The 26606-nt window shown below is 69.5% G+C and carries 28 protein-coding genes; 17 read left to right on the forward strand and 11 right to left on the reverse strand.

Going from position 1 to position 26606, the window contains the following annotated elements; all coding sequences use genetic code 11:
- Positions 1 to 82: 82 nt before the first annotated feature.
- Positions 83 to 1057, forward strand: coding sequence for a serine hydrolase (locus AB0O44_RS03570; RefSeq protein ID WP_364134278.1), 975 nt, complete (start codon positions 83 to 85; stop codon positions 1055 to 1057).
- Positions 1058 to 1122: 65 nt separating this feature from the next.
- Here the strand turns inward: AB0O44_RS03570 and AB0O44_RS03575 are convergent, their stop codons facing one another.
- Positions 1123 to 1284: a hypothetical protein gene (locus AB0O44_RS03575; RefSeq protein ID WP_364134280.1), complete on the reverse strand. Its 162-nt coding sequence runs from the start codon at positions 1282 to 1284 to the stop codon at positions 1123 to 1125.
- 192 nt (positions 1285 to 1476) lie between these two features.
- Here AB0O44_RS03575 and AB0O44_RS03580 point away from each other — a divergent pair, with 192 nt between their 5' ends.
- Positions 1477 to 2313, forward strand: a complete 837-nt coding sequence (locus tag AB0O44_RS03580) for an alpha/beta hydrolase (RefSeq protein WP_364134282.1) — start codon at positions 1477 to 1479, stop codon at positions 2311 to 2313.
- Between the two features lie 122 nt (positions 2314 to 2435).
- Here the strand turns inward: AB0O44_RS03580 and AB0O44_RS03585 are convergent, their stop codons facing one another.
- From AB0O44_RS03585 to AB0O44_RS03600, 4 genes are all read right to left on the reverse strand, one after another.
- Complete coding sequence (locus tag AB0O44_RS03585) at positions 2436 to 3443, reverse strand: serine hydrolase (RefSeq protein WP_364134284.1); 1008 nt, start codon at positions 3441 to 3443, stop codon at positions 2436 to 2438.
- A 124-nt stretch (positions 3444 to 3567) separates the two neighbouring features.
- The gene (locus AB0O44_RS03590) at positions 3568 to 3807 is read right to left on the reverse strand and encodes a hypothetical protein (RefSeq protein ID WP_364134286.1); all 240 of its coding nucleotides are present in this window, start codon (positions 3805 to 3807) and stop codon (positions 3568 to 3570) included.
- Positions 3808 to 3872: 65 nt separating this feature from the next.
- Positions 3873 to 4523: a uracil-DNA glycosylase gene (locus AB0O44_RS03595; protein WP_364134693.1), complete on the reverse strand. Its 651-nt coding sequence runs from the start codon at positions 4521 to 4523 to the stop codon at positions 3873 to 3875.
- An 84-nt stretch (positions 4524 to 4607) separates the two neighbouring features.
- The gene (locus tag AB0O44_RS03600; protein WP_290256327.1) at positions 4608 to 5591 is read right to left on the reverse strand and encodes an aldo/keto reductase; all 984 of its coding nucleotides are present in this window, start codon (positions 5589 to 5591) and stop codon (positions 4608 to 4610) included.
- A 73-nt stretch (positions 5592 to 5664) separates the two neighbouring features.
- On the opposite strand from AB0O44_RS03600, the gene AB0O44_RS03605 reads away from it, so the two are divergent.
- The 4 genes from AB0O44_RS03605 (at position 5665) to AB0O44_RS03620 (ending at position 8125) form a co-directional block, all read left to right on the forward strand.
- Positions 5665 to 5829, forward strand: a complete 165-nt coding sequence (locus AB0O44_RS03605; protein ID WP_290256328.1) for a glycine zipper domain-containing protein — start codon at positions 5665 to 5667, stop codon at positions 5827 to 5829.
- 10 nt (positions 5830 to 5839) lie between these two features.
- Positions 5840 to 6646 (forward strand): TIM barrel protein, encoded by an 807-nt coding sequence (locus tag AB0O44_RS03610; RefSeq protein ID WP_364134289.1) that lies wholly within the window; start codon positions 5840 to 5842, stop codon positions 6644 to 6646.
- 82 nt (positions 6647 to 6728) lie between these two features.
- Positions 6729 to 7205: a thioredoxin-dependent thiol peroxidase gene (bcp, locus tag AB0O44_RS03615; RefSeq protein ID WP_364134291.1), complete on the forward strand. Its 477-nt coding sequence runs from the start codon at positions 6729 to 6731 to the stop codon at positions 7203 to 7205.
- A 230-nt stretch (positions 7206 to 7435) separates the two neighbouring features.
- A complete protein-coding gene (locus tag AB0O44_RS03620; RefSeq protein ID WP_364134294.1) occupies positions 7436 to 8125 on the forward strand; it encodes a hypothetical protein in 690 nt (229 codons plus the stop codon).
- Positions 8126 to 8556: 431 nt separating this feature from the next.
- On the opposite strand, the gene AB0O44_RS03625 is transcribed toward AB0O44_RS03620, so the two are convergent.
- Entirely contained in the window at positions 8557 to 9405 is an 849-nt protein-coding gene (locus AB0O44_RS03625) for a methyltransferase domain-containing protein (protein WP_364134296.1), read from the reverse strand.
- A 182-nt stretch (positions 9406 to 9587) separates the two neighbouring features.
- Between AB0O44_RS03625 and AB0O44_RS03630 the strand changes: the two genes are divergently transcribed.
- The 3 genes from AB0O44_RS03630 to purM all read left to right on the forward strand — a co-directional run bounded on the left by AB0O44_RS03630 (position 9588) and on the right by purM (position 12855).
- Complete coding sequence (locus AB0O44_RS03630) at positions 9588 to 9917, forward strand: hypothetical protein (protein WP_290256333.1); 330 nt, start codon at positions 9588 to 9590, stop codon at positions 9915 to 9917.
- 89 nt (positions 9918 to 10006) lie between these two features.
- The gene (gene purF / locus AB0O44_RS03635) at positions 10007 to 11695 is read left to right on the forward strand and encodes an amidophosphoribosyltransferase (RefSeq protein ID WP_290256334.1); all 1689 of its coding nucleotides are present in this window, start codon (positions 10007 to 10009) and stop codon (positions 11693 to 11695) included.
- The gene (gene purM, locus AB0O44_RS03640) at positions 11692 to 12855 is read left to right on the forward strand and encodes a phosphoribosylformylglycinamidine cyclo-ligase (protein ID WP_364134300.1); all 1164 of its coding nucleotides are present in this window, start codon (positions 11692 to 11694) and stop codon (positions 12853 to 12855) included. Before purF ends, purM begins: the two co-directional genes overlap by 4 nt.
- A 92-nt stretch (positions 12856 to 12947) precedes the next feature.
- On the opposite strand, the gene AB0O44_RS03645 is transcribed toward purM, so the two are convergent.
- A complete protein-coding gene (locus AB0O44_RS03645) occupies positions 12948 to 13727 on the reverse strand; it encodes a VOC family protein (RefSeq protein ID WP_364134303.1) in 780 nt (259 codons plus the stop codon).
- 138 nt (positions 13728 to 13865) lie between these two features.
- A complete protein-coding gene (locus AB0O44_RS03650; RefSeq protein WP_290256489.1) occupies positions 13866 to 14099 on the reverse strand; it encodes a DUF3073 domain-containing protein in 234 nt (77 codons plus the stop codon).
- Positions 14100 to 14386: 287 nt separating this feature from the next.
- Between AB0O44_RS03650 and AB0O44_RS03655 the strand changes: the two genes are divergently transcribed.
- A complete protein-coding gene (locus AB0O44_RS03655; protein ID WP_364134306.1) occupies positions 14387 to 15250 on the forward strand; it encodes a septum formation family protein in 864 nt (287 codons plus the stop codon).
- Positions 15251 to 15277: 27 nt separating this feature from the next.
- On the opposite strand, the gene clpB is transcribed toward AB0O44_RS03655, so the two are convergent.
- Together clpB and AB0O44_RS03665 are read right to left on the reverse strand one after the other, a co-directional pair.
- Positions 15278 to 17935, reverse strand: coding sequence for an ATP-dependent chaperone ClpB (gene clpB, locus AB0O44_RS03660; protein ID WP_364134309.1), 2658 nt, complete (start codon positions 17933 to 17935; stop codon positions 15278 to 15280).
- 104 nt (positions 17936 to 18039) lie between these two features.
- Positions 18040 to 18687 (reverse strand): flavin reductase, encoded by a 648-nt coding sequence (locus AB0O44_RS03665; protein ID WP_364134312.1) that lies wholly within the window; start codon positions 18685 to 18687, stop codon positions 18040 to 18042.
- Between the two features lie 64 nt (positions 18688 to 18751).
- Between AB0O44_RS03665 and AB0O44_RS03670 the strand changes: the two genes are divergently transcribed.
- The 7 genes from AB0O44_RS03670 (at position 18752) to AB0O44_RS03700 (ending at position 25498) form a co-directional block, all read left to right on the forward strand.
- Complete coding sequence (locus AB0O44_RS03670) at positions 18752 to 19450, forward strand: winged helix-turn-helix domain-containing protein (RefSeq protein ID WP_290256340.1); 699 nt, start codon at positions 18752 to 18754, stop codon at positions 19448 to 19450.
- Positions 19451 to 19558: 108 nt separating this feature from the next.
- Positions 19559 to 20617, forward strand: a complete 1059-nt coding sequence (locus AB0O44_RS03675) for a LacI family DNA-binding transcriptional regulator (RefSeq protein ID WP_364134315.1) — start codon at positions 19559 to 19561, stop codon at positions 20615 to 20617.
- Positions 20618 to 20717: 100 nt separating this feature from the next.
- On the forward strand, positions 20718 to 22037 hold the full coding sequence (locus tag AB0O44_RS03680) for an MFS transporter (RefSeq protein WP_290256342.1): 1320 nt from the start codon (positions 20718 to 20720) through the stop codon (positions 22035 to 22037).
- Between the two features lie 82 nt (positions 22038 to 22119).
- On the forward strand, positions 22120 to 22884 hold the full coding sequence (locus AB0O44_RS03685) for an SDR family oxidoreductase (protein WP_364134318.1): 765 nt from the start codon (positions 22120 to 22122) through the stop codon (positions 22882 to 22884).
- A gap of 20 nt (positions 22885 to 22904) precedes the next feature.
- Complete coding sequence (locus AB0O44_RS03690; RefSeq protein ID WP_364134321.1) at positions 22905 to 23837, forward strand: 3-keto-5-aminohexanoate cleavage protein; 933 nt, start codon at positions 22905 to 22907, stop codon at positions 23835 to 23837.
- 4 nt (positions 23838 to 23841) lie between these two features.
- Complete coding sequence (locus AB0O44_RS03695) at positions 23842 to 24861, forward strand: glycerate kinase (RefSeq protein ID WP_364134323.1); 1020 nt, start codon at positions 23842 to 23844, stop codon at positions 24859 to 24861.
- A 139-nt stretch (positions 24862 to 25000) separates the two neighbouring features.
- Positions 25001 to 25498, forward strand: coding sequence for a carboxymuconolactone decarboxylase family protein (locus AB0O44_RS03700; RefSeq protein ID WP_364134325.1), 498 nt, complete (start codon positions 25001 to 25003; stop codon positions 25496 to 25498).
- On the opposite strand, the gene AB0O44_RS03705 is transcribed toward AB0O44_RS03700, so the two are convergent.
- On the reverse strand, positions 25495 to 26574 hold the full coding sequence (locus AB0O44_RS03705) for an SDR family oxidoreductase (protein ID WP_364134327.1): 1080 nt from the start codon (positions 26572 to 26574) through the stop codon (positions 25495 to 25497). The two genes, AB0O44_RS03700 and AB0O44_RS03705, sit on opposite strands and share 4 nt — an antisense overlap.
- Positions 26575 to 26606: the final 32 nt, after the last annotated feature.

A 26606-nucleotide genomic window follows, 5' to 3' on the forward strand; every position in this document is an offset into this window, starting at 1 on the left:
GTGGACTTCGCCGCCACCCGGGCCTACATTCGAGGCATCCCCCCGGCCTGCCGCCCAGGCCAGCACGTGAAAGGCCCGCCCCATGGACTCCCCCGCCCCCCGCAAGCCCGCACCGGAGAGCTCACGGGCCGGCACCGGGGGTGCCGGAATGGCACCATCCGGTGGGCCGCGGGTCAGCCCGCGGGTCCGGGCACGGCGCCGGATTTTGGCGGTGTGGTCCACGACGGCGCTGGTCCTGGCCGGGGCCATCACGGTCGGAACGGTGCGGACCGGCCCGGAACCGAAGACCGACTTCTGGGCCACGCTGAAGAGCCAGCTGCAGCCCCTGCCCGCCCGGGACGTCAAGGTGAACACGCCGCCGCCCGCCGCCGTCGACCTCTCCAGCGAGATCAAACGGATCCTGGCCGAGAATCCCGACTACCGGATCGGCGTCGTCGTGCAGGACACCCGGGGCGGCGAGCCGCAGCGCTTCGGCGACACCGCCGATTACACCGCAGCCAGCACCGCGAAAATCCTGACCGCGGTGGCGTACTACGCACTGGTGGAGCGGGGCGAACGCTCGCTGGAGTCCCGGCTGGGCAGCTACGACGCCGGCTTCCAGATCCAGGCGATGGTCAACACCAGCAGCGACGACTCCTGGTTGCTGCTGATGAAGGACATCGGCTACCCGGAGCTGATCACGTACGCGGCGTCGATCGGCATCAGCTACGACCCGGAACAGAACCTGCTGACCCCCGTCGAGATGGCGTCACTGCTCAAGCAGCTCTACGCCGGGCAGTTGCTCAGCCCCGAGCACACCGAGGAACTGCTGGGCTTCATGCAGCGCACCAACGACGAGGAGCTCATCCCCGCCGCGGTCCCGGAGGGCGTGACGGTGAGCCACAAGTACGGGCTGCTGGAGGGATTCGTGCACGACGCCGCCGTGCTCAGCTCCGGGAACGCCGCCTACGCCGTGGCGATCTACACCTGGGGCGGGTCCGACGCCGACAGTCCGGAGCGGATCGAGGTCTTCCACGAACTGACGACGGCGGTTACCGGGGCGCTGTTCCGGCGGTAGGGGCGGGGCGGCCCCGGCGTCACAATGCTGCGGGCGCCCGGTTCAGGGGCGCTCGCGCCGAGGGATCAGCGGCCGAAGAGCTTGGCGAAGAAGCCGGTCTTGGGCTCGTTCTCGTGGCCCTTGCAGCGGTCCGCGGCCTTGACGCCGCGCATCACCTGGTCAACGTGCTGGCCACAGCCGGCCCAAGTGGTCTTTCCGCATTTCCTGCAGGTCACTGCACGGCACATTCGCTACTCCCTTGTTGTAGGTCTTCGTAGCCTCAGTATACCCCTGGGGGTATTTTCTGCAAGCCGCAGGAACAGTCGGCCGCCACCGGTCGTTGCTCCCCTTTAGCGGGCGCTTCCCTTCAGCGGCGCAGCTGCCCGCAGAGACGTCAGACCGTACAGATCAGAACACGACAGTACCGAGAGGACCGCTCCATGGCTTACATCAAGGTTGGAACCGAGAACACCACCGACGTCGAGCTTTACTACGAGGATCACGGCAGCGGCCAGCCCGTAGTCCTGATCCACGGCTACCCGTTGGACGGCTCATCCTGGGAGAAGCAGACCACTGCGCTGCTCTCCGCAGGCTACCGTGTGATCACCTACGACCGCCGCGGCTTCGGCAAGTCCAGCAAGCCCACCGACGGCTATGACTACGACACGTTCGCTGCCGATCTGGACACCCTGATGAACGGGCTGGACCTGAACGATGCCGTCCTGGTCGGCTTCTCAATGGGCACCGGCGAGGTTGGCCGGTACCTGGGCCGCTACGGCTCCTCCCGGGTGGCGAAGGCCGTTTTCCTCGGCTCGCTGGAGCCCTACCTGCTGCAGGCGGACGACAACCCCGACGGCGTCCCGCAGTCCGTGTTCGACGGCCTGCTCGAAGCGGTCACCGCGGACCGGTATGCGTTTTTCACCGACTTCTTCAAGAACTTCTACAACAGCGACTCCTTCCTGGGCACCCCGCGGCTCAGCGAGGAGGTCATGCGCGCCGGCTGGAACCTGGCCAGCTCGGCCGGACCCACCGCGTCCGTCGCCGCCCAGCCGACCTGGCTGACCGACTTCCGCGCCGACGTCGCCAAAATCGATGTGCCTTCCCTGATTGTGCATGGCACCGCCGACAACATCCTGCCGATCGATGCCACGGGCCGGCGCTTCGCCAAGGCCCTGCCGAGCGCGGAGTACATCGAGATCGAGGGCGCGCCGCACGGCATGCTCTGGACCCACGCCGCCGAGGTCAACGAGGCGCTACTGGGCTTCCTGGCGAAGTAACTTCCGCGCCGATTCCCGCATTCCGCACCGATTCCGGACCGGTGCGCCCCTGACCCGGGGTGCGCCGATCCGGAACCGGCGCGGTTTTCCGTTTCCGGCGCGGTTAGGGACCACAACCGCGGTCAGAACAGGGCGCCGGTTACCGCGCCGGTGATCTGGTGGATGATGTCGGTCCGCTCGGGGACACTGTCCAGGTCGTCGCCCTTGGTGTAGACGACCAGGGCGTAGGCGCGGCCGTCCTTGGCGAGGATGCCGGCGTCGTGCAGTTCGCCGCCGAGCAGGCCGTACTTGTGAAACACGGTGATGCCGGCGGGGACGGCGGCCGGGATGAGGGTCTCATCGTTGGTGTCCTGCATAGTTGACAGCAGCTGGGAGGTGTCCGCGGGGTCAAGCAGCTTGCCGGAGTAGAGGTCGGTCAGGATGCGGGCCGTGTCCGCCGGCGCCAGGGTGTTGCTCTCCGGGGTGTACTGGATTCCCAGGGCGGACGCGTAGTCGGAGAGGTTGCTGTGGCCGATCGCGTCCATGATCAGCGACCAGGAATCGTTGTCGCTCTGCTGGACCATGGCCTGGAGCTGGAAGCCGGCGGAGTAGGCGCCGAGCGTTCCGGTCAGGGTCGCCTCCCCGGTTTCCACCAGATGGTAGTAGGCGGCCGCGGCCAAGACCTTGGCGGTGCTGGCGGCTTCGAACTGCTCTTCCACGCCGTATTGGTGCACCGCGTCGCCGGCCGTGATGTCCTGCAGCGCGACACCGATTTGGTACTCCGGGTTGGCGTCGATGATGGCGTTGATCTTCGCGTCGAGGCCGGCGTCGATCGTGCCAGCAGGGGTGGCAGTGGAAGCGGCTGCTGCGGGAGCGACTGAAGGGGCGGCGACGGCGGAGGCGGGCACCGGAGTTGCCGGGGAGGCGGGGGCAGGGGCGTTCACGGTGGGAGCGGCAGCCGCCACGGGCGACGACGGCGCCACGCGGGAGTTCGCGAGGGCATGGATACCGGTGGTCAGCAGCGCGCCCAGCAAGAGGGTCGAGCCCGCGAGGACAACAGCCCGTCGGCGCCGGAAAGTCCGGGAGGGCGTCGGCCCGGGTCTGTGGGCCGATGTGGTGGTGCGGCCCTGCCGGGACGTGCTGTTTTCCATGGGAACAAGCTAGCCCTCGAAGCTATGCCGGAGCTATGAAACGGCTGGAGCTTGGCCGCCCGTCAAGGCGGCGCTTCCAGCCCAAGCACGGGGCCGGATGCCTGGACCCGCTATGCCCCCGTGGCTAGACCTCGTCGTCCCAGGTGCCCTCGGCCGCGGTGTCTTCGGGCTTGCCTCCCGCGTGCTCGTCTTCCGGGCCGACGTAGGCGGCCGGGACGGTGCCTGCGGCCTGGGTCATCTGCTCCTCGCGGATGTTCCCGGCGGCTTCTGCTTCCGGCTGCGGCTGTTCCTTCGGGGCGGAGTCCGGGTCGCCGGGGCCACGCAGGCCGGAGGGTTCGGTTCCGGGCTGGTTCGGGTCGCTCATGGTGTGCCTTTCGTCCGCGGCTGGCGTTTACCCCACCCTAGCCCCGTGGGCCCCTGGGCGGGCGGTTACCGGGGCATCCCGGCGTCGAACAGTTCCTCCAGCCCGCGCTTGAATTCCGCCCGGCCACCGTGGGCCGGGTGACGGATCTTCGGGGCGTGGACGCCGCTGCGAAGCAGGCTCCGGTGGGCGATGTTGCCGACTGCCACCACGGTGGAGATTCCAAACAGCGCCATCAGTTCCTCCCGGAAGGGGATGCCCGCCGCCGCTTCGGCCGCCGAGGGGGTGCGGTTGGACTGCGGTTGGCCCGGCCGGTGGGTGTGCCAGGGGCAGGCGCTCCAGAGCAGGGGCAGGAAGTCGAGCTCAGCCTGGACCTCCCACATCACGGTGGCGGTCGGCTCGACGGCAACCCCGGCGGCGTCCGGCGGGACTTCGTAGCCCTGGTCCTTGCCGAACAGGCCGAAGTGGTTGGGCGCTCCGGTGAACATCGAACGGTTGGTGAACGGCACGCCGGTGAGCCGCATGCCGCGGAAACCCGGCGCCTCACCCAGCAGCAACACCGGTGGCCGCCGGTCCAACAGCGCCTGCAGGTAGAGCTCCAGGTTCCGGCGCCGGACGGCGTTCGCGGGAACGGTGTCGGCGAAGAAGTTGTTGCAGGCAGGGCCCGTTTCCGCGGCGGCCAGCCGCCGCACGAAACCGTGGATCGCCGCCGTCGTCATCGCCGCCGTCGTCATCGCCGCCGTCGCCATGGGCTGCGTCGTCAGGGGCCGCGTCGTCATGGGAAGTGCCAGCGGGATGAGCCGCTACCAGCGCGGGTGGATCGCCGCCCGGAAGTAGCGGTCGTAGATTTCGTGGACGCCGACGTCGAACGTGGCGTCGATGCCCCGGACGGATGCCGCCTCCGCGTTGGCCCGCGCCTGGTCCACGCTGCGGGCACCCGGGATCACCGTGCTGACGCCGTCCTGCGCCGCCACCCAGGCGAGCGCCGCCTGGGCGGTGCTGACGCCGTCGGGCACCAACTGCTCGAACTCCGCCACCGCCTTCAGCCCCTCCTCGAAATCCACGCCGGAGAACGTCTCGCCGACGTCGAACGCCGAGCCGCTCCGGTTGTAATTGCGGTGATCGTCCGGGGCGAACGTGGTCTCCGGCGTGTACTTGCCCGAGAGCAGCCCGGAGGCGAGCGGCACGCGGGTGATGATGCCTACGCCCGCCGCCTGCGCCGCCGGCAGCAACTCGTCCAGCGGCTTGAGCCGGAACGCGTTCAGGATGATCTGCACCGTGGCCGTGCCCTCGTGCCGGAGCGCCTCCATGGCCTCATCCACCCGCTCCACGCTGACGCCGTAGTGACGGATGGCGCCCTCCGCCACGAGCGTGTCCAGCGCATCGTAAACCTCCGCGTTGCTGTAGACGGCCGTGGGCGGGCAGTGCAGCTGGACCAGATCCAGCTGGTCAACGCCGAGGTTGCGGCGGGAGCGGTCCGTCCACGCGCGGAAATTCTCCAGGGTGTAATTTTCCGGCCGCTGCTCCACCCGGCGGCCCATCTTGGTGGCCACGGTGATGTCCAGGTCCGGGTTCGCGGCGAGGAAGGCGCCGATGGCCTGCTCGCTCCGGCCGTCCCCGTAGACGTCCGCGGTGTCGAAGAACGTCACGCCGGCCTCCGCCGAGGCGCCGAGAATGGCCTGCGCTTCCGCCGCGTCCACGGTGCCCCAGTCCGCGCCGAGCTGCCAGGTCCCCAGCCCGATCACGGAGACATTCCTACCGGTCTTGCCCAAGAGTCGCTGTTCCATGGTCCGACTATAGGCCCGGCCACCGACAGTGGAACATGGCGGGGACCGGCCGCGGGCTTGCTAGCCTGAGCCTGTGAAATACGAGTCGCTGTGGATCGGGATGCTCATCGGTGCGGCCATCGGCTATGCGGTCGGGGTGGCCACCGCGGACAAGCCCTTCACCGGGCTGCTCATCGGCGTCGCCGTCGGGGCCCTGGTGGGCCTCGCCGCGCGCCGCGACCCGCGCAAGCGCCGCTAGGAGCACCGCCATGACGTTCACCGTGAACTGCTCGATTCTCCTCACCGAACTCCCGCTGCTGGAACGCCCGGCCGCGGCGCGGGCCGCCGGCTTCGACGCCGTCGAATTCTGGTGGCCGTTCGCCACGTCCGTGCCCGGCGACGCCGAGGTGACCCGGTTCGAGCGCGCCATCACCGACGCCGGGGTGCAGCTGACCGGACTGAACTTCAACGCCGGGGACATGCCCGGCGGGGACCGGGGCCTAGTCTCGTGGCCGGGCCGGGAGGCGGAATTCCGGGACAACGCCGACGTCGTCGCCGGTATCGGCGCGCGGCTCGGCTGCACGCTCTTCAACGCGTTGTACGGCAACCGGCAGGACGGCCACACACCCGAATCCCAGGACGAGCTGGCGGTCTCGAACCTCGCCGCGGCGGCCGCGGCGGTCGGCCGGATCGGCGGGACCGTGCTGCTCGAACCGGTCAGCAACGCCCCGCACTACCCGCTGCGCCGCGCGGCGGACGCGGTGGACGTGATCGGCCGGGTGCAGCGGGAGACCGGCACCGAAAACGTCCGGCTGCTGGCCGATTTCTACCACCTCGCCGTCAACGGCGACGACGTCGACGCCGTCATCGAGGCGCACGCGGCGGACTTCGGCCACGTCCAGATCGCCGACGCGCCGGGCCGCGGCGCCCCGGGAACCGGCGACCTGCCACTGGAACGGTGGATCGGCCGCAGCCGCGAACTCGGCTACGCCGGCCGGGTGGGACTGGAGTACATGGCCCCCGCCGAATCCGCCTTCGACTGGGCGCGACGGCAAGCGGACCGGCACGCTCGGTGAGGCTGTTCGGCCCCGCGGAATAGGGTCCCGGCGGCCGGCGTTGTGCACCACAGATCAGGCCCACCCGACCAAAGGAGCTCCCATGAGCCAGGCCCCCGTCAAGCTTCAGCCCGGAACCCCGGCCCCCGAATTCACCCTGCCCGACGCCGAGGGAAAGCCCGTCTCGCTGGCCGATTACCGCGGCAAGAACGTCATCGTGTACTTCTACCCGCAGGCGGCGACCCCCGGATGCACCACCGAGGCCTGCGACTTCCGCGACAACCTCGCCTCGCTGCAGGGCTCCGGCTACGAGGTCCTGGGCATCTCCCCCGACGCCCCGGACGCCCTGGCCCACTTCACCGGCGACTTCGCCCTGACCTTCCCGCTGCTCTCGGACGAGGACCACGCCGTGGCGCTGGCCTACGGCGCCTGGGGCGAGAAGCTGGTCCGCGGCGAGATCACCGAGGGAATCGTCCGTTCCACCGTGGTCCTGGACCCGGAGGGCAAGGTCACGCTGGCGCAGTACCAGGTCAAGGCCGACGGCCACGTCGCAGCGCTGAAGGCCGAGCTGGGGGTCTAGCGGGCGGGTGCGGTTCAGTTCGCGGGGTCCGGTGCGCAGCTCGCGGCCGGGTTGGGGTCTACGCGGCTGTTCCGGATATCCGCTGCGGTTCCGGACGGACGCACCCCGGGTCCGGCGGGCGCTCGTCCGGAACCATAGCGAAAACCAGGCGCGGCCTTCCGCCCCCGGCTTTCTCCACATAGCCGCATGCCTCCGTCGCTCCGGTGACGGAGGCGGCGCACTGTGGACGCATGACTCCTTCGTCCCTCATCCTCAGCAGCGATTCGGCCCGGCTCGGCCGGGATGTTCGGACTCTCTGCCGCCGCGCGAGTGCCGGTGAGCTCCGGCGGATCCGGCAGGGTGTCTATGTTCCGGCGTCCGTTTGGCATGCCCTGCCGTTCTGGGACCGGTATCCGCTGCTGATCTTCGCGGCGGCCAGCACGCTGCAGTCCCGGACCGTGTTCTGCCGTCAGTCGGCCGCGGCCCTGTGGGGGCTGCCGCTGCTGGGCCGCTCGGCACTGGTACATGCATGCACGTTCGACGACGGCGGCGGCCGTTCGCGGGCCGGCGTCAGGCGGCATTTCGTCGATCCGGACGGGCTGGAGGTCGAGGAGAGGGCCGGGCTGCTGGTGACTTCACGGCTCCGGACCGTCTTGGACCTGGCGGCATTCGAGAGCTTCGAACAGGCAGTCACGGTCGTCGACCACGTCCTCTCGCCGCGTCCGGAGCTCCCGCCACTGACGAAGGACGAACTCCTGGCGGGCGTTGGCTGTTCCTACTCGGCAGCGGCCGCTCGCAGGATCAGAGCGGCCGTGGACTTCGCGGATGCCGGGGCCGGGTCACCGGGAGAATCGGTCAGCCGCGCGCTGATGCACCGGTTGGGTTTCCAGGCCCCGGTCCTCCAAGCAGAAATCCGGGACGCCCGCGGATTGGCCGGCTAAACCGATTTCGAGTGGGAGCTGGAGCGCCTCTGCGGTGAGTTCGACGGCGCGGTGAAGTATCAACGGGCCGAGTTCCTGCAGGGCCGGACCCCCTCGGAGGTGGTGATCGCGGAGAAGCGGCGTGAGGACCGCATCCGCTCCACCGGCCGCCGGGTCATCCGCTGGACCTGGACAGAACTGGCGAGTCCGGAACGGTTTGCAGCCTTCCTCGACACAGAACGGGTTCCGCGCCGCAGGCTGAGATCGTGCGGCCCATGAGGCCCCGCCAACCTGGGGTCAGATCCGCTGCGGTTTCGGACAGCGGCGCCGATTCCGGACCGGCGCGCCCCGGACCCGGTACGCGCCGGTCCGGAACCGTAGCGGAAACCCGAAAACCCCGCGGCCACGGTCCCGGCACCCACCCAAGCTGCCTCGTGCCAGGCACCCGCCGGCTACGGCCGGGTGCCGGAGACGATGGTCGCGGTCGAGCGCAGGCGGATGGCGCCCTCGTGTTCGTAGCGGCCCAGCATCTGGAAGACGTCGGAGCGGATCAGGGACTGCGCTTCCGGGTCGGCCTGGGCGAGGCCGAGGCATACCGTGGTGGCGATCTCCGTCATGAACTGCCAGTAGCTTTCCGGTGACTCGTGGATCAGGTCGGCGCTGAGAGATCGCTCCGTCACGTCCACCAGCCCTGCATCCCGGAACAGGGCCGGCAGGAAGCCCGGGGCGGAGCAACGGAACACTCCCGGCATCCAGACCGGGGGCGGCATCAGGCCGGCATGCTGGGCGAGGGAGCCCAGGACCAGGGTCGCCCAGGGGTTCTGCGCTGCCCGGCCCCACACCGCCGCGCTGATCCGGGCACCGGGCCGGGCCGTCCGCACCATCCGGGCCAGGGCTGCCCGAAGGTCCGGGAAGTACAGGAACCCAAAGCGGCAGAGGACGGCGTCGAACGAGGCATCCGGAAATGGGAGGTCCACCGCGGCGCAGACCGTGAAACTGACATTTCCCAGCCGCGCAGCCGCGGCCTTCTCCTCCGCTACGTGCAGCATCCCGGCGGAAATATCCGTCAGCGCCACGGTGCCCCGCGGAACAAGGGAGGCGGCGGTCAGGCCGGGTTCACCCGTTCCGGCGGCCACGTCCAGCACCGCAAAGTCCGGGCCCAAACGGGCGTCGTCGAGGACGGCGTCGCCGAATGGACCCTGCCAGCCGAGCACCTCCGCGTCCCACTTCTTCCAACCGGCGGCGAAGGAGTCCCAGATGACCCGCTGCTGATCCCGGAGGTTCTCCGCGGAGACTGACATGGTGCTTTCCTCACAGTCCGGACCGCACCCTCCCCCGCAGACCAGTCTGCTCCCCGGGACCGTCGCACGCTAGGGTCCCTTTTCCCGCTGCCGAAACGGACGGGCGCACCCCGGGTCCGGGCCGCGCCGGTCCGGTATCGGCGCGGGATCCGCACCGGCCGGAGGACAGTAGGCTTAAAGGCATGGCTCCCGAAGACACCCCCGTAGCGCCCGAACGCCGATCCGTCACCGTCCGCCGCGCTCCGAAGTACGTCCCGTTCCTGATCGCGGGCGGCCTGCTGGGCATCGTCGTGGCCGCGGTGATCGCCTACGGGATCCCCACCAGCGACCAGAGCTACGACGCCAACGCCGTCTTCGGGTTCTTCCTGACCTTCTGCATCGCCGGCGGAGCGATTGTCGGCGCCATCGTCGCGCTGATCCTGGACCGGGTCAGCGTGCGCCGGTCCGAGCGCGCCGTCGTCGAATCCGTCCCCGATTCGGTGCCGGACACCGATGACGAAGACCGCGCCTAGGCAGGCAACGAAAGGGCCCCTCATCCCCCGAGGGGTCACATTCGATCCCCTCGGAGCGGCACCCCCACTCAACGTGAGATAATCGACCAGTGGCACGCGGCGACGGAAAACTTTCTCATGACCTTCTCTCTGGCGAAAAAGGCCCGCAGGACGCATGTGGCGTCTTCGGCGTCTGGGCTCCCGGCGAAGAGGTAGCAAAACTCACCTATTACGGGCTGTACGCGTTGCAGCACCGTGGCCAGGAGTCGGCTGGCATTGCGACCAGCGACGGCAAGCGGATCAACGTCTACAAGGACATGGGCCTCGTGTCCCAGGTCTTCGACGAGACCACGCTGAACACCCTGACCGGGCACCTCGCCGTCGGCCACTGCCGGTACTCCACCACCGGCGCGAGCCACTGGGCCAACGCCCAGCCCACCCTCGGTGCGACGGCCACCGGCACGGTGGCCCTGGCCCACAACGGCAACCTCACCAACACGGCCGAGCTCAAGGCCATGATCATGGACCGCAACGGCGGCCAGCTGACCGGTGAGATGAAGCAGGGCAACACCTCGGACACCGCCCTGGTCACCGCCCTGCTGGAGGGCGAGGAGGGCAAGTCCCTCGAAGAGACCGCCCTGGAACTGCTGCCTAAGATCAAGGGCGGCTTCTGCTTCGTCTTCATGGACGAGGGCACCCTCTACGCCGCCCGCGACACCTACGGCATCCGCCCGCTGGTCCTCGGCCGGCTGGAGCGCGGCTGGGTGGTCGCCTCCGAGCAGTCCGCCCTCGCCACGGTGGGTGCGAGCTTCATCCGCGAGATCGAGCCGGGCGAATTCATCGCCATCGACGAACAGGGCGTCCGCTCCCAGCGCTTCGCTGAGGCGACGCCGGCAGGTTGCGTCTTCGAATACGTCTACCTGGCCCGTCCCGACGCCGCGATTGCCGGCCGCTCGGTCTACGAATCCCGTGTGGAGATGGGCCGCCAGTTGGCCCGCGAGAACACCCAGGAAGCGGACATCGTCATCCCGGTGCCGGAATCCGGTACCCCCGCCGCCGTCGGCTACGCCGAGGAATCCGGCATCCCCTTCGCGCACGGCTTCGTCAAGAACGCCTACGTGGGCCGCACGTTCATCCAGCCGTCGCAGACCCTGCGCCAGCTCGGCATCCGGCTCAAGCTCAACGCCCTTGAGTCCGTGATCCGCGGCAAGCGCGTGGTGGTGGTGGACGACTCGATCGTCCGCGGCAACACCCAGCGCGCGATCGTCCGGATGCTCCGCGAGGCCGGCGCCGCCGCCGTGCACGTGAAGATCTCCTCCCCGCCGGTCAAGTGGCCCTGCTTCTACGGCATCGACTTCGCCTCCCGGGCCGAGCTGATCGCCAACGGCGCCACCATCGAGGAAATTTCCCAGGCCATCGGCGCGGACTCGCTGGCCTACATTTCCGAGGACGGCATGATCGGCGCCACCCGGCAGCCGCGCGAACGCCTCTGCACCGCCTGCTTCACCGGCAAGTACCCGATCGAGCTCCCCGGCGCGGAGAAGCTCGGCAAGAACCTGCTCGAGCGCACGGAAGCCAAGAGCCTGCCCGCCATGGCCGCCACCCCCGGGACCCCGGGCGCCACCTCCGGAGCCACGGCCGACGCCGACGCCGCCATCCCGGTCGGCGAGGACCCGGCGGAGAAGGCCGGCGCCACCGGCTGCGACCCGGGCCCGGATGCCGAATTCGAAGGACTGCTCACCGACGCCGACCGCGTCCCCGCCGACCAGCTTGATGCCGACAAGAAAGAGCCAGTATGACTTCCGCCTCCCCGGCCGCTGACACCAACGACGCCGGAACCCCCGGCATCACCTACGCCTCCGCCGGCGTCGACGTCGAAGCGGGCGACCGCGCCGTCGAACTCATGAAGGACGCCGTCAAGGCCACGCACAACTCCTCCGTGATCGGCGGGGTGGGCGGCTTCGCCGGCCTGTTCGATGTCTCCCGGCTGCTGACCTACCAGCGTCCCCTGCTGGCCACCTCCACCGACGGCGTCGGCACCAAGGTCGCCATCGCCCAGGCCATGGACATCCACGACACCATCGGCTTCGACCTGGTGGGCATGGTGGTGGACGACATCGTCGTGGTGGGCGCCGAACCGCTCTACATGACCGACTACATCGCCTGCGGCAAGGTGGTCCCCGAGCGCATCGCGGACATCGTCCGCGGCATCGCCGCCGCCTGCTCGGTGGCCGGCACCGCCCTGGTGGGTGGCGAAACCGCGGAGCACCCGGGCCTGCTGGGCGAGCACGAGTACGACGTCGCCGGTGCCGCGACCGGCGTGGTCGAGGCCGATTCCCTGCTGGGCCCGGACCGCGTCCGCTCCGGCGACGTGGTGATCGGCATGGCCTCCTCCGGCCTGCACTCCAACGGCTACTCCCTGGTCCGCCGCGTCATCAACCACGCCGGCTGGGCGCTGGACCGCGAGGTCTCCGAGTTCGAACGCACCCTGGGCGAGGAACTGCTGGAGCCCACCCGCGTCTACGCCGCGGACTGCCTGGACCTGGCCCGCACCTTCCCGGTCAACGGTCCCAAGGGTGTCCACGGCTTCAGCCACGTCACCGGCGGCGGCCTGGCCGCCAACCTGGCCCGCGTCCTCCCGCAGGGCCTGCTGGCCACCGTGGACCGCGCCACCTGGCAGCTGCCGGCCATCTTCAAGCTGGTCTCCGAGCTGGGCAACGTCCCGCTGGCCGACCTCGAACGGACCCTCAACGTGGGCGTCGGCATGGTCGCGATCGTCTCCCCCGAAGCCGCCGACGCCGCCGTGGCCCACCTGAACGCCCGCGGCCTGCCGTCCTGGGTCATGGGCACCGTCGGGGAGAACTCCGACTCAATCGACAAGTCCGGCCCGGATTACGTCCAGGGCGCCAAGGGCGTCGACGGCGGCGCCGTGCGGATGGTCAACGCGTACGCCGGCTAGTTACTGAACCACCGTCCGGGCGCTTCCCACCATCGTGGGGAGCGCCCGTGGTGTTTAAGCGTGGAGGCCGTGAGGTCCGCGTCCGGAGGGGCCTAGACCTCCAGCAGGCTGATCACGCCGCCCTGCGGGTCCATGATGGTCGCGATGGCGCCGGCGTCCTCGCCCTCTTCGGGTTCGACCAGGACGGTCGCGCCGGCGGCGCGGGCGGCTTCCACGGCCGCGGGGACGCTGTCGACGCCGAAGTACACCTGCCAGCCCGGGTCCAGGTGCTTCTCGGCGGCCGGGACGGTGGCGATCCCGGCCACCTCGACGCCGTCGACCATCAGGGTGGTGTAGGTGCCGCCGTCGTCCTGCGGGTACTCGGTGACCTCGTGGCCGAAGAGCGTCTGGAAGCACCCGACGGCGCGCTGCGGTTCGGGCGTGAGGAGCTCCACCCAGGACAGTGCCCCGGCCTCACCGGCGCGGGCGGCCCCGATGTGCGTGCCGGGCTGCCAGGCTCCGGTGGTGCCTCCGCTGGGAGGGGTGAAGAAGACCATGGTGCCGGTGTCACCCACCGCTTCCGGGCCGAAGTCCACCGCACCTCCGGTGTGCGGCACGTCCGCGGCGAGCCCGGCGGCGTCGTCCACGGCGAAGTACACGTTCCACTGGGCCGGGGTACCGGACTGGCCCTGCGCCGGGTTCTGCGGGGCAATCACGGACACCAGGTCTCCGCCGAGGAACGCCTTGGCATAGCTGCGGCCGTCCGGGGTGGGCAGGTCCTCGAAGCGCCAGCCGAACAGCGCGCCATAGAACTCCTTGGCCGCCGCGACGTCAGGGGTCTGGAGATCCGCCCAGCACACCTCGCCCGGGGCGTAGGCCTTATGAAACGCCATGCTGGCTCCTTTCAAACGGTCCCGGCAACGGGAATCGGTGAGGGCATGCGAAAGCCCGCCGGGCACACCCAGTAGGGATGCGCCCGGCGGGCTGAAAATCACGTCCGGCGCTCAAGGACCGCGCCGGAAAGGGAACGACTAGCCGATGCGACGGGTGTCAACCTCGTCGTCGTCTTCTTCCACATCGTCCGCGTACTTATCCACGTAAGCCGAATAATCCGGTTCAACCGGTTCATCCGCGAAGTGGCTCGAGGGACGACTTCCCGGGCCCGTCAGCTCGCGCTGCAGGGCGGAATAGTCAGTGTTCGGGGAGTAGTACTTGATGTCCCGAGCCTGCTTGGTAGCTTTTGCCTTTTGACGGCCGCGCCCCATGGCGTGACCCCCTTTTGTACTTGGACCGGAGGTGGTCACCTTGGCGATCGGTGAGGCCCCGGAATGATTGGTCAATTTGTCGTACACCTAGATTACATGCTTTCGGCAGGTACCGCTTGCCGGCGGAGGCTAAGGGCACTTCCCCGGCCTTCTCCGCCACGCACGCGCGAGGTTACCGGAACGTAACCTTCGTGGCATATTCGATAGAGTCTCCTGATGGGCCTCCCACCAGCGGGGCCCAGCCGGACCGTCAGGCTGGCCAGATGTACTGAAAAGGTGGGTTCCGAGTGAGCGAAAAGCCGGACAGCGACGCTACGGCCGGGGACGGCGACGCCCGTAACCCCGCGGTTCCGCCGGTGAACGCCGACGGCGGCGGGGCACCCCAGGCGCCCCGCGCCCCCTTCGGCACTGTCATTCCGCCCCGGCCCGCCGCCCCGCCGACGTCCTCATTCGCCAGGGTCCCTGCCGCAGCTTCCCCCTCCGGCGAACCGGACCCGCAGACCGCAACGAACCGCACCCGCCGCACCTCCCCCACGGGACAGGTGGGGCAGCTGCTCTCCGACCGGATGGGCCAGCTCCGCGCCTCGGGCGCCGTCGCCAAGGCCCGCGGCCTCGCGGCCCGGGCCACGGCAGCCGTGCGCCGCCCCGGCCGGACAAAGCTGATCGCCGGCGTCGCCGCCGTCGTCGTCCTGGCACTGCTCATCTGGTGGATCGCCGCGCTGGCGGGCGGCTCCCGGGACTCGGGTGCGCCCGCGCCCGCCGGCAGCTCCGCGTCCCCCACCGCCGAGCGGGGAGCGCTGCCGCTGGAGAACGTCAGCCCGCTGGACTACCGGCTGGGCGACTGCTTCAAGGACTTCGACGCCAACGCCGCCAAATCCACCGTGGTCGCGTGCGACACCGCGCATTCGGCGCAGCTGATCCAGGTCGAGTCCTACGCCGCCTCGGACGCCTACCCCGGCCGGGACGTGCTGAAGCAGAAAGCGCTGGACGCCTGCAAGGCCGCGCAGCTGACCGAGAAGTCCGGCAACTACGCCCTGAGCTACAAACTCGCGTACCCCAGCTCATCGAGCTGGGGTACGGGAGACCGGCGGGTGGACTGCTACGCCGCCTCGGACGCCGGGAACGTCATCATGGAGTCCCTGCTACCGTAGCGGTCCGGCCGGGTTGCTCCCACGACACTAGTCCTTGCGGCGGACCGAGAGCCCGCTGCCGGTGGAGGCGCCGCCGTCGGGCCGGGCCGAGACGTCCGGGCCGCCCATCGTGAGCTCCATCAGGTCCGGGGCGGTGTCCACCACCACAGTGTCGCCGTCGGCGATCTCCCCGGCGAGGATGGCCTTGGCCAGCCGGTCGCCGATCTCGCGCTGCACCAGCCGGCGCAGCGGGCGGGCGCCGTAGGCCGGATCGTAGCCGGTGACGGCCAGCCAGGCGCGGGCCCCCTCGGAGACCTCCAGGGTCAGGCGCCGGCCCTTGAGCCGTTCGCCCAGCTCCTTGACCTGCAGTTCCACGATGTGGGCGAGTTCCTCCACGGTCAGCGGGTCGAACAGCACCACCTCGTCAAGCCGGTTCAGGAACTCCGGCTTGAAGGAGGCGTGCACGGTGGCCATGACGGCGTCCCGCTTGGCGGCGGCGTCCAGGGTCGGATCCACCAGGAACTGGCTGCCAAGGTTGGACGTCAGCACCAGAATCACGTTGCGGAAGTCCACGGTGCGGCCCTGCCCATCGGTGAGACGGCCGTCGTCGAGCACCTGCAGGAGGATGTCGAAGACCTCCGGGTGGGCCTTCTCCACCTCGTCGAGCAGCAGCACGGAATACGGCCGGCGGCGGACGGCCTCGGTCAGCTGGCCGCCTTCCTCGTAGCCGACGTAGCCCGGAGGGGCACCCACCAGCCGGGCCACGGAGTGCTTCTCCGAGTACTCGGACATGTCAATCCGGACCATGGCGCGCTCGTCATCGAAGAGGAAGTCGGCCAGGGATTTGGCCAGCTCGGTCTTGCCGACCCCGGTGGGGCCCAGGAAGAGGAACGAGCCGGTGGGCCGATTGGGGTCGCTGATGCCGGCGCGGGCGCGGCGGACGGCGTCGGACACTGCGGTGACGGCCTTGGCCTGGCCGATCAGCCGCTCGCCCAGGACATGCTCCATCTCCAGCAGCTTCTGGCTCTCGCCCTGCAGCATGCGGCCGGCGGGGATGCCGGTCCAGGCGGAGATGACCTCGGCGATGTCGTCGGCGGTCACCTCATCGGCCACCATCTGCCCGGACTTGTCCGGCACGGCGGCCTCCGCCTCGGCGGCGGCCGTCAGTTCCCGTTCCAGCGCGGGAATCTCACCGTAGAGGATCCGGGAGGCGGCCTCCAGGTCACCCTCGCGCTGGGCCTTGTCCGCGGCGGACCGCAGCTCATCGAGCCGGGCGCGCAGGTCACCCACGCGGTTCAGGCCGGCCTTCTCCGACTCCCACCGCGCGTTCAGGCCGGCGAGCTCTTCCTTCTTGTCCGCCATGTCCGCCCGGAGGGCCTCCAGCCGTTCCACCGACGCCGGGTCGGTCTCACCGGTCAGGGCCAGTTCCTCCATGGTCAGCCGGTCCACCTGGCGCTGCAGCTGGTCGATTTCCTCCGGCGCGGAGTCGATCTCCATCCGGAGCCGGGAGGCGGCCTCGTCCACCAGGTCGATGGCCTTGTCCGGCAACTGGCGGCCGGAGATGTACCGGTTGGAGAGGGTCGCGGCGGCCACCAGGGCGGAGTCGGCGATGGAGACCTTGTGGTGGGCCTCGTAGCGTTCCTTGAGGCCGCGGAGGATGCCGATGGTGTCCTCGACGCTCGGCTCGCCGACAAAGACCTGCTGGAAGCGGCGCTCCAGGGCCGGGTCCTTCTCGATGTTCTCGCGGTATTCGTCCAGCGTGGTGGCACCGATCAGGCGCAGTTCGCCGCGGGCCAGCATGGGCTTGAGCATGTTGCCGGCGTCCATCGAGCTGTCACCGGAGGCGCCGGCGCCCACCACGGTGTGCAGTTCGTCGATGAAGGTGACGATCTGGCCCTCGGAGTTCTTGATCTCCTCCAGGACCGCCTTCAGCCGTTCCTCGAATTCGCCGCGGTACTTGGCCCCGGCCACCATGGAGGCCAGGTCCAGGGCGATCAGGGTCTTGCCGCGCAGGCTTTCGGGCACGTCGCCGGCGACGATGCGCTGGGCGAGGCCCTCGACGACGGCGGTCTTGCCGACGCCGGGCTCGCCGATGATCACGGGGTTGTTCTTGGTGCGGCGGCTGAGGACCTGGATGATGCGGCGGATCTCGGCGTCGCGGCCGATCACCGGGTCCAGCTTGCCGGAGCGGGCGACGGCGGTCAGGTCCGTGCCGAACTTCTCCAGGGCCTGGAAGGTGTTCTCCGGGTCCGCGTTGTCCACCTTGCGGTCGCCGCGGACCCCGGGCAGCGCGGCGAGCAGCGCCTCGTGGGAGGCGCCGGCCTCACGCAGCAGCCGGCCGACGTCGTCGTTGCCGGACGCGAGGCCCAGCAGCAGGTGCTCGGTGGAGACGAAGGTGTCGCCGAGGCGCTCGGCCTCATTCTGGGCGTTCTTGATCGCCTGCATGGCGGTGCGTGACAGCTGGGCCTGCTGCACCGAGCTGCCCGAGGTGGACGGGAGGGCCTTGATGGCGGAGCTCGCCTGGACGCTGACGGCATCCGGATCCGTGCCCGTGGCGCGCAGCAGCGCGACGGCGACGCCCTCGCGCTGGTCCATGAGCGCCTTGAGCAGGTGCGCCGGCTCCAGCTGCGGGTTGCCGGCCGTCGAGGCGTTCATGGCTGCAGCCGAAAGAGCCTCCTGGCTCTTGGTGGTGAATTTGGCGTCCAAAGAGAGCTCCTTCCGGGTGGGACTGATTGCTAAGTTGAGTGTACCCCGCTCAACTTTTTCCAGACCCTCTGTGGCTCCATGTTTGCCCACGGCGAAACCGCTGTCTAGGGGCGCAGGTTCCCCGCACCCCCGCCTACCGCGCGGGGGCGGCCCCGGCCGGGAAACCGCTGCTCGGCCCGGCGGTTTTCCCCGAGGTGTCTGCCCTGCCCGAAGTAGTGCCGGAAGGTATAGAACACCGGCGACCATGCCGCGACATCGACGCGGCCGGAATCGAGCACCAGGTCATGCCGGGCATGGACCCGGCGGACCCGGACTTGGACCGCGTGCAGGCCCTCATCCAGCGGCCAGGCGTTCTCCAGGCCCGCCTCGATGTGGACGGGGGCTTCGGAGATGCGCTGCGGTGCCATTGTCTCGCTTGGCATCGGCGTCCACCCTGCCAGGGACCACTTATCCGGTTCCGACCGGTACATCCCGGCCTTTTCCCGGGGGACCTCCGGCGAGCCCGTGGTCATGGCGATGCGCTCGATGCTGCCGGCCATGGCCTCGTCCGGGAGGTTCAGAACCACCTCGCCCGTCCGGATGAGGTTGGCGAACCCCTGGTGCAGCGAACTCAGGCCGAGGACGAAGTGGTCCCCCAGCGACCACGCCGATGACATGGGCGTGATGTTGGTGCTGCCGTCGGGATTCTCGGTGGTCAGGAGGGCCACCAGCGAGCCGAAGTAATGGGCGCCGGGCGTAATGGTGCTGAACATGGGTCAATCCTCACCGCTGGACAGTTCGCCGCCGGCCAAACCGTGCCCGTGATTAGATCGAAGGATGCCGTCACAGTGGGCCGAGGATCTCGCGTCGATTGCCCAGGCCATGGGAAACGCGTCGCGGGCAACCATGCTCGTGGCCCTGATGGACACCCGCGCCCGGACCGCGGCCGAGATGGCCGCGAGCGCCGGCATCAGCCGGGGCACGGCCACGGCGCACCTCAATCAGTTGGTGGACGCCGGCCTGCTCGAGGAGGTCCGGCAGGGGAGGCACCGCTACGTACGCCTCAAGAACTCCGCCGTCGCCGGGTCGATTGAGGCGCTGATCGCCCTGGCCCCGGCGAGCCGCCCGGCCGCCTCGGGTTACCGGGAGCACAAGAACGACGCCGAACTGCAGCACGGCCGGACCTGCTACGGCCATCTCGCGGGAGCCCTGGGGGTTGCGCTGGCCCTGGACTGGCGGCGCGCGGGGCTGGTCACTCCCACTGGATGGGATCTCACGGACGCCGGACACGCGTGGGCCCGCTCGTTGGGGATCGAACTCCCGGCACGCCCGTCCCGCCCGCTCGTCCGGCCCTGCCTCGACTGGACCGAGCGGCTCGACCACGCCGCCGGAATCCTGCCCGACCTCCTGGTGACGACGGCGCTGGAGCACGGGTGGCTGAGGCGGGGATCCCATCCGCGCTCGATCCGCCTGACGGCCGAGGGTGCGCAGGTCTTCGCCCGGGAGGGGCTGCTAACGACCCTCCCCGGCTTGTAGGCCGGGCGCTGAGGAGTGCCGGGGGCAACTTAACGTTGCTTAACGCTCAAGCGGCAAAATAGCGTAACTGACGTCACATCACGCCAACACCAGTGAAGGAGGCCCGTGATGCAGGACCGCACTCTCACAGCATCCGCGGATCGCCCTCTTTCGCCGGTATCCGCGGCGGCGGTGGCCAGGGCCGCCGGCGTGTCCGCCGCGTCGGTGTCCTACGTCTTGAACGGCAAGGCCGGGGTTTCCCCCGAAACCCGCCGCCACATCATCCACGTGGCCAACGAGCTGGGCTTCAGACCCCGTAAGTCCTCGCAGTCCACGGACCTGCAGCGCAGCCGGGTGGTGGGACTCATCCTTCCGAACATCATCAACCCGATGTTCCCGCGCTGGGCCCAGGGGGTCATCTCCTCCGCGGCCGACTCCGGCTATGAAGTCTTCGTGGCCACCACCCAGGACGACCCCGAGATCCTGGCCCAGGTTACGGCGACCCTCGCCAACCGCGCGGTGGACGGCGTCATCCTCGCCGCCTCACTCCGGGACGATGCCCGCGCCCTCCGAACCCTGAGGGCCGCACGCATCCCCTACGTCTGCCTGTCCCGGCGGGCCGACTTCCTCGACGCCGACTTCGTCGGCATCGACGACGACGCGGCCGCGACCGAGCTGATGCAGCACATGCTGGGCCACGGTTACACGGAAATCGCCACCGTGATCGGACCGCGCGTCTCGACGGCGTCGCTGGCCCGGGAGCAGGCGTTCGTCCGCACGGCGGCCGCCGCCGGCGTCGTCATCAGCGGGGACCGGAAAATCAGCACCCGCGTCAACAACGAAGGCGGCCGCCTGGCCGCCGAACGGCTCTTCGCCGGCGGCAACCCGCCGCGCGCCGTGGTCTGCGGCAGCGACGAACTCGCCATTGGCGTCATGGAGTATGCGATGGCACGCGGCCTGCGCATCCCGGAGGATGTGGCGGTGGCCGGCTGCGACGGGCTGCCGCACAGCCGCTCCGGACTGATCAACCTCACCAGCATCGTCCAGCCGCAGCAGGACATGGCGCAGGAGGCCTTCGCCATGCTGCTGCAGCGCATCGACGCCCCGTCCCGCAGCTACACCTCCCTGGTCTGCCCCCACCGGCTCCACGTCGGCCGCACCTGCGGCTGCCCACCGGCGGGTGTCTGACCTTCCTTCCCGTTCACCCCGCACCACCAGCCAGTATCCGGGCTGCCCTCCGGCTGCCCGGCGTCCCATCAACCTGACCCCAATTCAAGGACGAAGAACCATGTCAGTTGTTTCCGCACCAACGACGATGCGTACACCGCAACAAATCAACGGCGTCATCCTCCGCAGGGTCATGCCGCTGCTCATCGGCGCCTACATCATGGCGTTCCTGGACCGCACCAACATCGGCATGGCCAAGGACCGCCTCGAGATCGATCTCGGGATCTCCGCTACCGCGTACGGCATCGGAGCGGGCCTGTTCTTCCTGACCTACGCCCTCTCCGAGATTCCGTCCAACCTCATCATGCACAAGGTTGGCGCACGCTTCTGGATCATGCGGATCATGATCACCTGGGGCCTGATCTCCGCCGGAATGGCCTTCGTCCAAGGCGAATGGTCGTTCTACATCATGCGGATGCTGCTCGGCATCGCCGAGGCCGGGCTCTTCCCCGGCGTCATGTACTTCCTCACCCAGTGGTTCGTGGTCAAGGACCGCGCCAAGGCCAACGGCATGTTCCTGCTCGGCGTCTCGATCGCCAACATCGTGGGCGCCCCGCTCGGCGGCCTGCTCCTGACCATGGACGGCTTCGCCGGCCTGCACGGCTGGCAGTGGATGTTCCTGGTGGAGGGCCTTCCCGCCTGCGTCCTCGCCTACGTCGTCTGGAAGAAGCTGCCGGACCGGCCCAGCAAATCCACCTTCCTCACCGCCGAAGAAGCCGCCGACCTCGAGGCCCGGATCGCAGCCGAGGAGAAGGCCGGCGCGGAAGCCTCCGGCAACCACCGGCTCCTCGACGCCATGAAGGACAAGCAGATCCTGCTGGTCGTCGGCGTCTACTTCGCCCACCAGATCGCCGTCTACGCCCTGTCCTATTTCCTGCCGTCCATCATCGGCACCTACGGAAAGCTCAACCCGCTGCAGATCGGCCTGCTGACGTCCATTCCGTGGATCTTCTCCGCCGCCGGAGCCCTGCTGCTGCCCCGGTTCGCCACCGACGCCAAGCGTTCCCGGCTCCTGGTCACCGGAACCATGACCGGCATCATCGCCGGCTTTGCCCTCGGCGCCGTGGGCGGTCCGCTGCTGGGCATGATCGGCTTCTGCCTGGCCGCATTCAACTTCTTCGCCCTGCAGCCGATCCTCTTCACCTACCCGGCAACGCGCCTCAGCGGCTCCGCCCTGGCCGGCGGCATCGCCTTCGTCAACACCATCGGCCTGCTCGGCGGGTTCCTCGGCCCCTACGTCATGGGCTTCATGCAGGACGCCACCGGCTCCAAGCTCTCGGGCCTGTGGTTCATCGTGGCCGTGTGCATCGTCGGGGCACTGCTGTCCCTGCTGCTCAAGCGGGGCACCGAAACCCCGGACACCGTCCCCGCCGCCCACTAGCCGGCCTCCCACACTCCGTTCCGCCGGTACCGCCCCCAAGGGCCGGCGGAACGGTCCCACTCCCCACCGCAAGGAAAAAGTCATGGATTTCACCGCCAAACGCGTTTTGGTCACCGCCGGTGCCAACGGCATCGGCCTGGCCATCGCCACCAAGTTCAAGGACCTCGGAGCCAGCGTCTTCGTCACCGACATTGACCCCGACGCCGTCGAGAAAGCGCAGGTCAACGGGCTCTCGGCCGCCGTCAGCGACGTCTCCGACGAAGCGCAGGTCCGCGAACTCATGGACACGGTGGCCGCGGAACTCGGCGGCCTGGACGTGCTGGTCAACAACGCCGGGATCGCCGGGCCCACCGGCCCGCTGGAGACCCTCGACGCCGGCGCCTGGAAGGCCACCTTCGACGTCAACATCCACGGCCAGTTCTACTGCATCAAGCACGCGCTTCCGCTGCTCCGGCAGGGCACCGACGCCTCGATCGTGAACCTCTCCTCCGCCGCCGGCCGGCTCGGCATGGCCGGCCGCAGCGCGTATTCGGCGTCCAAGTGGGCCGTCGTAGGGCTGACCAAGACCCTCGCGATCGAGCTGGGCCCGGACCGGATCCGGGTCAACGCCATCTGCCCGGGCGCCGTCAACGGCCCCCGGATCGACGCCGTCATCGCCGCCAAGGCGCAGATGCTCGACCTGCCCGAGGAACAGGTCTCCGAGCTGTACCACAACCAGTCCTCGCTGGGACGGCTGATCGAGGCCGAGGACATCGCCAACATGGCCGCCTTCGCCGCGAGCAACCTGGCCCGCAACGTCAACGGCCAGGCCCTCGCGGTCGACGGCAACACCGAGAAGCTGTACTGAGTCCCGAAGGAGCGATTCCCATGGCTGCTGCACGCAAAGTCATCATCACCAGCGCCGTCACCGGCGCCATCCACACCCCCTCCATGTCCCCGCACCTGCCGGTCACCCCGGACGAGATCGCCGACGCCGCGATCGGCGCCGCGGCGGCCGGCGCCGCGATCGTGCACATGCACGCCCGCGACCCGAAGGACGGCCGGCCCTCCCAGGACCCGGAGCACTTCGCGCCAATCCTGGACAAGCTCAAGCGCAACACCGACGCCGTCATCAACATCACCACCGGCGGCTCGCCCCACATGAGCGTGGAGGAGCGGATGCAGCCGGCCGCGCTGTTTAAGCCGGAACTCGCCTCGCTGAACATGGGGTCGATGAACTTCGGCCTCTACCCGATGCTGGACCGTTTCACCGAGTTCGGCCACGAGTGGGAACGGGAGGGTCTTGAGAAGAGCCGCGACCTGGTCTTCAAGAACACCTTCCAGGACATCGAGACCATCCTCGGCATCGGCAACGACAACGGCACCCGGTTCGAATTCGAGTGCTACGACATCTCGCACCTGAACAACCTGGCCCACTTCCACGCCCGCGGGCTGGCCCGCGGACCGCTGTTCGTGCAGTCCGTCTTCGGCCTGCTCGGCGGCATCGGGGCTCACCCCGAGGACCTGATGCACATGCGCCGCACTGCGGACCGACTCCTGGGCGAGGACTACCAGTGGTCCATCCTGGGCGCCGGCAAGAACCAGATGCCGCTTGCCACGATCGGCGCGGCCATGGGATCCCACGTCCGCGTCGGCCTGGAGGACTCGCTGTGGATCGGCCCCGGCCAGCTCGCCGCCTCCAACGCCGAGCAGGTCACCCGGATCCGCACGATCCTGGAGGCGCTCAACTTCGAGGTGGCGACCCCGGACGAAGCCCGTGAGATGCTGCAGCTCAAGGGCCGTGACCAGGTCGGATTCTAGGGCCGTGGCCATCCTCGTCGCCCCGGACAGCTTCAAGGGCACCTTCGACGCCGGCGAGGTCGCCGCCCACATCGCCGCCGGAATCCGTTCAGCGGGAGGAACCGCCGTAGAGCTGCCGGTGGCCGACGGCGGCGAGGGAACCTTCGAGGTGCTGGCCCGCGGCCTGGACGCCCGGCCGGTCCGGGTCCGCACCGTGGGTCCCTGGGGCGACGACGTCGAGACGGTCTTTGCGCTGGCCTCCGACGGCACCGCCGTCGTCGAACTCGCGTTCGCCAGCGGATTGAACCTGCCCACCGCCGGCGACCGGGATCCCGTCCGGGCCAGCACGTACGGGACCGGGGTGATGATGGCCGAGGCCGTCCGGCACGGGGCGCGGCGCCTGCTGGTGGCCGCCGGGGGCTCCGCCACCACCGACGGCGGCGCCGGGGCCATCGCGGCGATCGAGGACCGCGGCGGCCTCAACGGCGCCGAGGTGGTGGTCCTCAGCGACGTGACCACCCGTTTCGGCGACGCGGCCCGGGTTTTCGGGCCCCAGAAGGGAGCCGGACCGGCCGACGTGGAGACGTTGACTCTGCGGCTCGAGGCCCTGGCGGACCGGTTCTCCCGGGACCTGGGCCGCGACCCGCGGGCCGTGGACCGCACGGGCGCCGCCGGGGGATTCTCTGGCGGAATGTGGGCGCGGTACGGGGCCCGGCTGGTCTCCGGCGCGGACCATGTCCTTGACCTGCTCGGCTTCGACGCCCTGGCCGCCGCCAGCGAGGCGGTGGTGGTCGGCGAGGGCCGGCTGGACTCCCAGACCGGGCAGGGCAAGATCATCGCCGCCATCCTGGCCCGGAGCGGCGCCACCCCGGTCCACGCCGTCGTCGGCTCCCTCCACGAGGACCTGGGTGCCTACGCGGAGAACTTCGCCGGGATCACGGTCGCCAGCACCGGCAAGGACCTCGTGGCGGCCGGGGCGTCACTGGTCAGGGCCGGTTCGGCGGGCGCCCCGCAGACTGGCGTATCCCCGTCCACCCCCGCATAGCAAACGATCCGGCTGTCGGTTCCCCCAAGGAACCGACGACCGGATCGGATAAGTGCTACACACAGAGTGTGTCACACATATGACAAAGTTGTCACATGCTGCTCTGCGGGTCCGTCTGGCGTGTCGGTACGCTGGGGTCATGAAAGAGACTTCCGCCGCAGAGCACGGCGATCGCAACAGTTCCCCCGGCCGCCTGTTTCTGGACAAGGAGCACCCCGCCGCGTGGCGGGCCCTCAACGGCCTGGGCCTGAAGGCCAAGGAGGCCGCGACCGAGGCCGGCCTGGACCAGGCGCTGATCGAACTGTTGAACGTGCGGATCTCGCAGATCAACGGCTGTGCGTTCTGCCTGGACCTGCACGTCCACGACGCCGTCAAGAACGGTGAAACCGCTCAGCGCCTGGCGGTCCTGCCGGCCTGGCGGGACACGGATCTGTTCAGCGCCAAGGAGCGGGCCGCCCTGACCCTCGCCGAGGCGATCACCGACATTTCGGACCAGGCGGCCCGGGAACACGAGGGCTGGGCGGCCCGGCAGCAGCTGAGCGAGGCGGAGTTCTCCGCGATCAGCTGGCTGGCAATCGCCATGAACGCCTTCAACCGGGTCTCGATCGTCAGCCAGCACCCGGTCCGCGCCCGCTAGGGAATCAGCCGGTCCGCCCGGAACCTGTCGAACAGATCCGTGAACGAGTCGAGGGTGCGGCGGTACCCGGTGAACCCGGCCACCCGGCTCTTACTCATATCCGCCAGCACCTCGATATTGCGGCCGAGGTCGCCGTCGGTGTGCCACCAGGACGAGACCCGGCCCAGGTCCGGCTCCGCAAGGACGTTCCGGGCCGCGAGGTCCGCCCAGGTCTGCTCCATGCCCTGCATCTGGATTTCCAGCGGCCGGGGTGCGCCCTCGAAGCCGACGGGTTCGACGCCGAAGTAGGCGGCCAGCCGCGGCCACATCCAGCGCCAGCGGAAGACGTCGCCGTTGACCACGTTGTACGCCTGGTTCGCCGCGCCGTCGTCGGTCGCCGCCCAGACCATGTGCTCGGCCAGCAGGCCGCTGTCCGTCATGTCCGTCAGGCTGTTCCACTGCGTTTCGGAGCCCGGGAAGATGAACGGCCTGCCGAGTTCCTTGCAGAGCGAGGCCTGCACGGCGAGGGTGAGGCCCATGTTCATCGCGTTGCCCACGGCGTGGCCGATCACGGTGTGGGCCCGGTGCACGGACCAGGTGAAGCCCTGCCGCTCCGCGGCGGTCCAGAGCTCGTCCTCCTGGTTGTAGTAGAAGTTGGCGACAGGCAGCCGGGGCTCCTCCTCGTGGAACGGCGTGTCCGGCATCTCGCCCTCGCCGTAGGCCTCGAACGGGCCGAGGTAGTGCTTCAGGCCGGTCATGAGGGCAACGTGGCGGACGGGACTGTGGGAGACGGCGCCCAGCAGGTTCCCCAGCAGCGCGGTGTTGACTCGGATGTTGTCCTGTTCCGTGTCCTGCCTGGACCAGGCGGTGAAGAACACGTGGGTGGGCCGCTCGCCGCCCATGGCCGCGGCAAGGCTTTCCGGGGAGCCGAGGTCCGCCGCGATGGAGCGGGCACCGGGGAGGACGGCACCGCTGCGGGTCAGGGCCAGGACGTCCCAGCCGGTGCCGGCGAGGAGGTCGACCAGGGCCGATCCGGCGATCCCGCTGGCGCCGACCACCAGCGCGGTCTGTCCTTGGCCTGTTTCAGAGTGCTGCACGGTATTCCTCCTGGTTGCGGGTGGGGCTCCCT

The organism is Arthrobacter sp. NPDC080082 (assembly GCF_040686595.1).
GTDB lineage: Bacteria > Actinomycetota > Actinomycetes > Actinomycetales > Micrococcaceae > Arthrobacter.

Excerpts from the sequence above, each read along its gene's own strand:
- AB0O44_RS03570 (WP_364134278.1), top strand. The coding sequence starts at position 83 with ATGGACTCCCCCGCCCCCCGCAAGCCCGCACCGGAGAGCTCACGGGCC.
- AB0O44_RS03575 (WP_364134280.1), bottom strand. The coding sequence starts at position 1,284 with ATGTGCCGTGCAGTGACCTGCAGGAAATGCGGAAAGACCACTTGGGCC.
- AB0O44_RS03580 (WP_364134282.1), top strand. The coding sequence starts at position 1,477 with ATGGCTTACATCAAGGTTGGAACCGAGAACACCACCGACGTCGAGCTT.
- AB0O44_RS03585 (WP_364134284.1), bottom strand. The coding sequence starts at position 3,443 with ATGGAAAACAGCACGTCCCGGCAGGGCCGCACCACCACATCGGCCCAC.
- AB0O44_RS03590 (WP_364134286.1), bottom strand. The coding sequence starts at position 3,807 with ATGAGCGACCCGAACCAGCCCGGAACCGAACCCTCCGGCCTGCGTGGC.
- AB0O44_RS03595 (WP_364134693.1), bottom strand. The coding sequence starts at position 4,523 with ATGACGACGGCGGCGATCCACGGTTTCGTGCGGCGGCTGGCCGCCGCG.
- AB0O44_RS03600 (WP_290256327.1), bottom strand. The coding sequence starts at position 5,591 with ATGGAACAGCGACTCTTGGGCAAGACCGGTAGGAATGTCTCCGTGATC.
- AB0O44_RS03610 (WP_364134289.1), top strand. The coding sequence starts at position 5,840 with ATGACGTTCACCGTGAACTGCTCGATTCTCCTCACCGAACTCCCGCTG.
- bcp (WP_364134291.1), top strand. The coding sequence starts at position 6,729 with ATGAGCCAGGCCCCCGTCAAGCTTCAGCCCGGAACCCCGGCCCCCGAA.
- AB0O44_RS03620 (WP_364134294.1), top strand. The coding sequence starts at position 7,436 with ATGACTCCTTCGTCCCTCATCCTCAGCAGCGATTCGGCCCGGCTCGGC.
- AB0O44_RS03625 (WP_364134296.1), bottom strand. The coding sequence starts at position 9,405 with ATGTCAGTCTCCGCGGAGAACCTCCGGGATCAGCAGCGGGTCATCTGG.
- AB0O44_RS03630 (WP_290256333.1), top strand. The coding sequence starts at position 9,588 with ATGGCTCCCGAAGACACCCCCGTAGCGCCCGAACGCCGATCCGTCACC.
- purM (WP_364134300.1), top strand. The coding sequence starts at position 11,692 with ATGACTTCCGCCTCCCCGGCCGCTGACACCAACGACGCCGGAACCCCC.
- AB0O44_RS03645 (WP_364134303.1), bottom strand. The coding sequence starts at position 13,727 with ATGGCGTTTCATAAGGCCTACGCCCCGGGCGAGGTGTGCTGGGCGGAT.
- AB0O44_RS03650 (WP_290256489.1), bottom strand. The coding sequence starts at position 14,099 with ATGGGGCGCGGCCGTCAAAAGGCAAAAGCTACCAAGCAGGCTCGGGAC.
- AB0O44_RS03665 (WP_364134312.1), bottom strand. The coding sequence starts at position 18,687 with ATGTTCAGCACCATTACGCCCGGCGCCCATTACTTCGGCTCGCTGGTG.
- AB0O44_RS03670 (WP_290256340.1), top strand. The coding sequence starts at position 18,752 with ATGCCGTCACAGTGGGCCGAGGATCTCGCGTCGATTGCCCAGGCCATG.
- AB0O44_RS03675 (WP_364134315.1), top strand. The coding sequence starts at position 19,559 with ATGCAGGACCGCACTCTCACAGCATCCGCGGATCGCCCTCTTTCGCCG.
- AB0O44_RS03680 (WP_290256342.1), top strand. The coding sequence starts at position 20,718 with ATGTCAGTTGTTTCCGCACCAACGACGATGCGTACACCGCAACAAATC.
- AB0O44_RS03685 (WP_364134318.1), top strand. The coding sequence starts at position 22,120 with ATGGATTTCACCGCCAAACGCGTTTTGGTCACCGCCGGTGCCAACGGC.
- AB0O44_RS03690 (WP_364134321.1), top strand. The coding sequence starts at position 22,905 with ATGGCTGCTGCACGCAAAGTCATCATCACCAGCGCCGTCACCGGCGCC.
- AB0O44_RS03700 (WP_364134325.1), top strand. The coding sequence starts at position 25,001 with ATGAAAGAGACTTCCGCCGCAGAGCACGGCGATCGCAACAGTTCCCCC.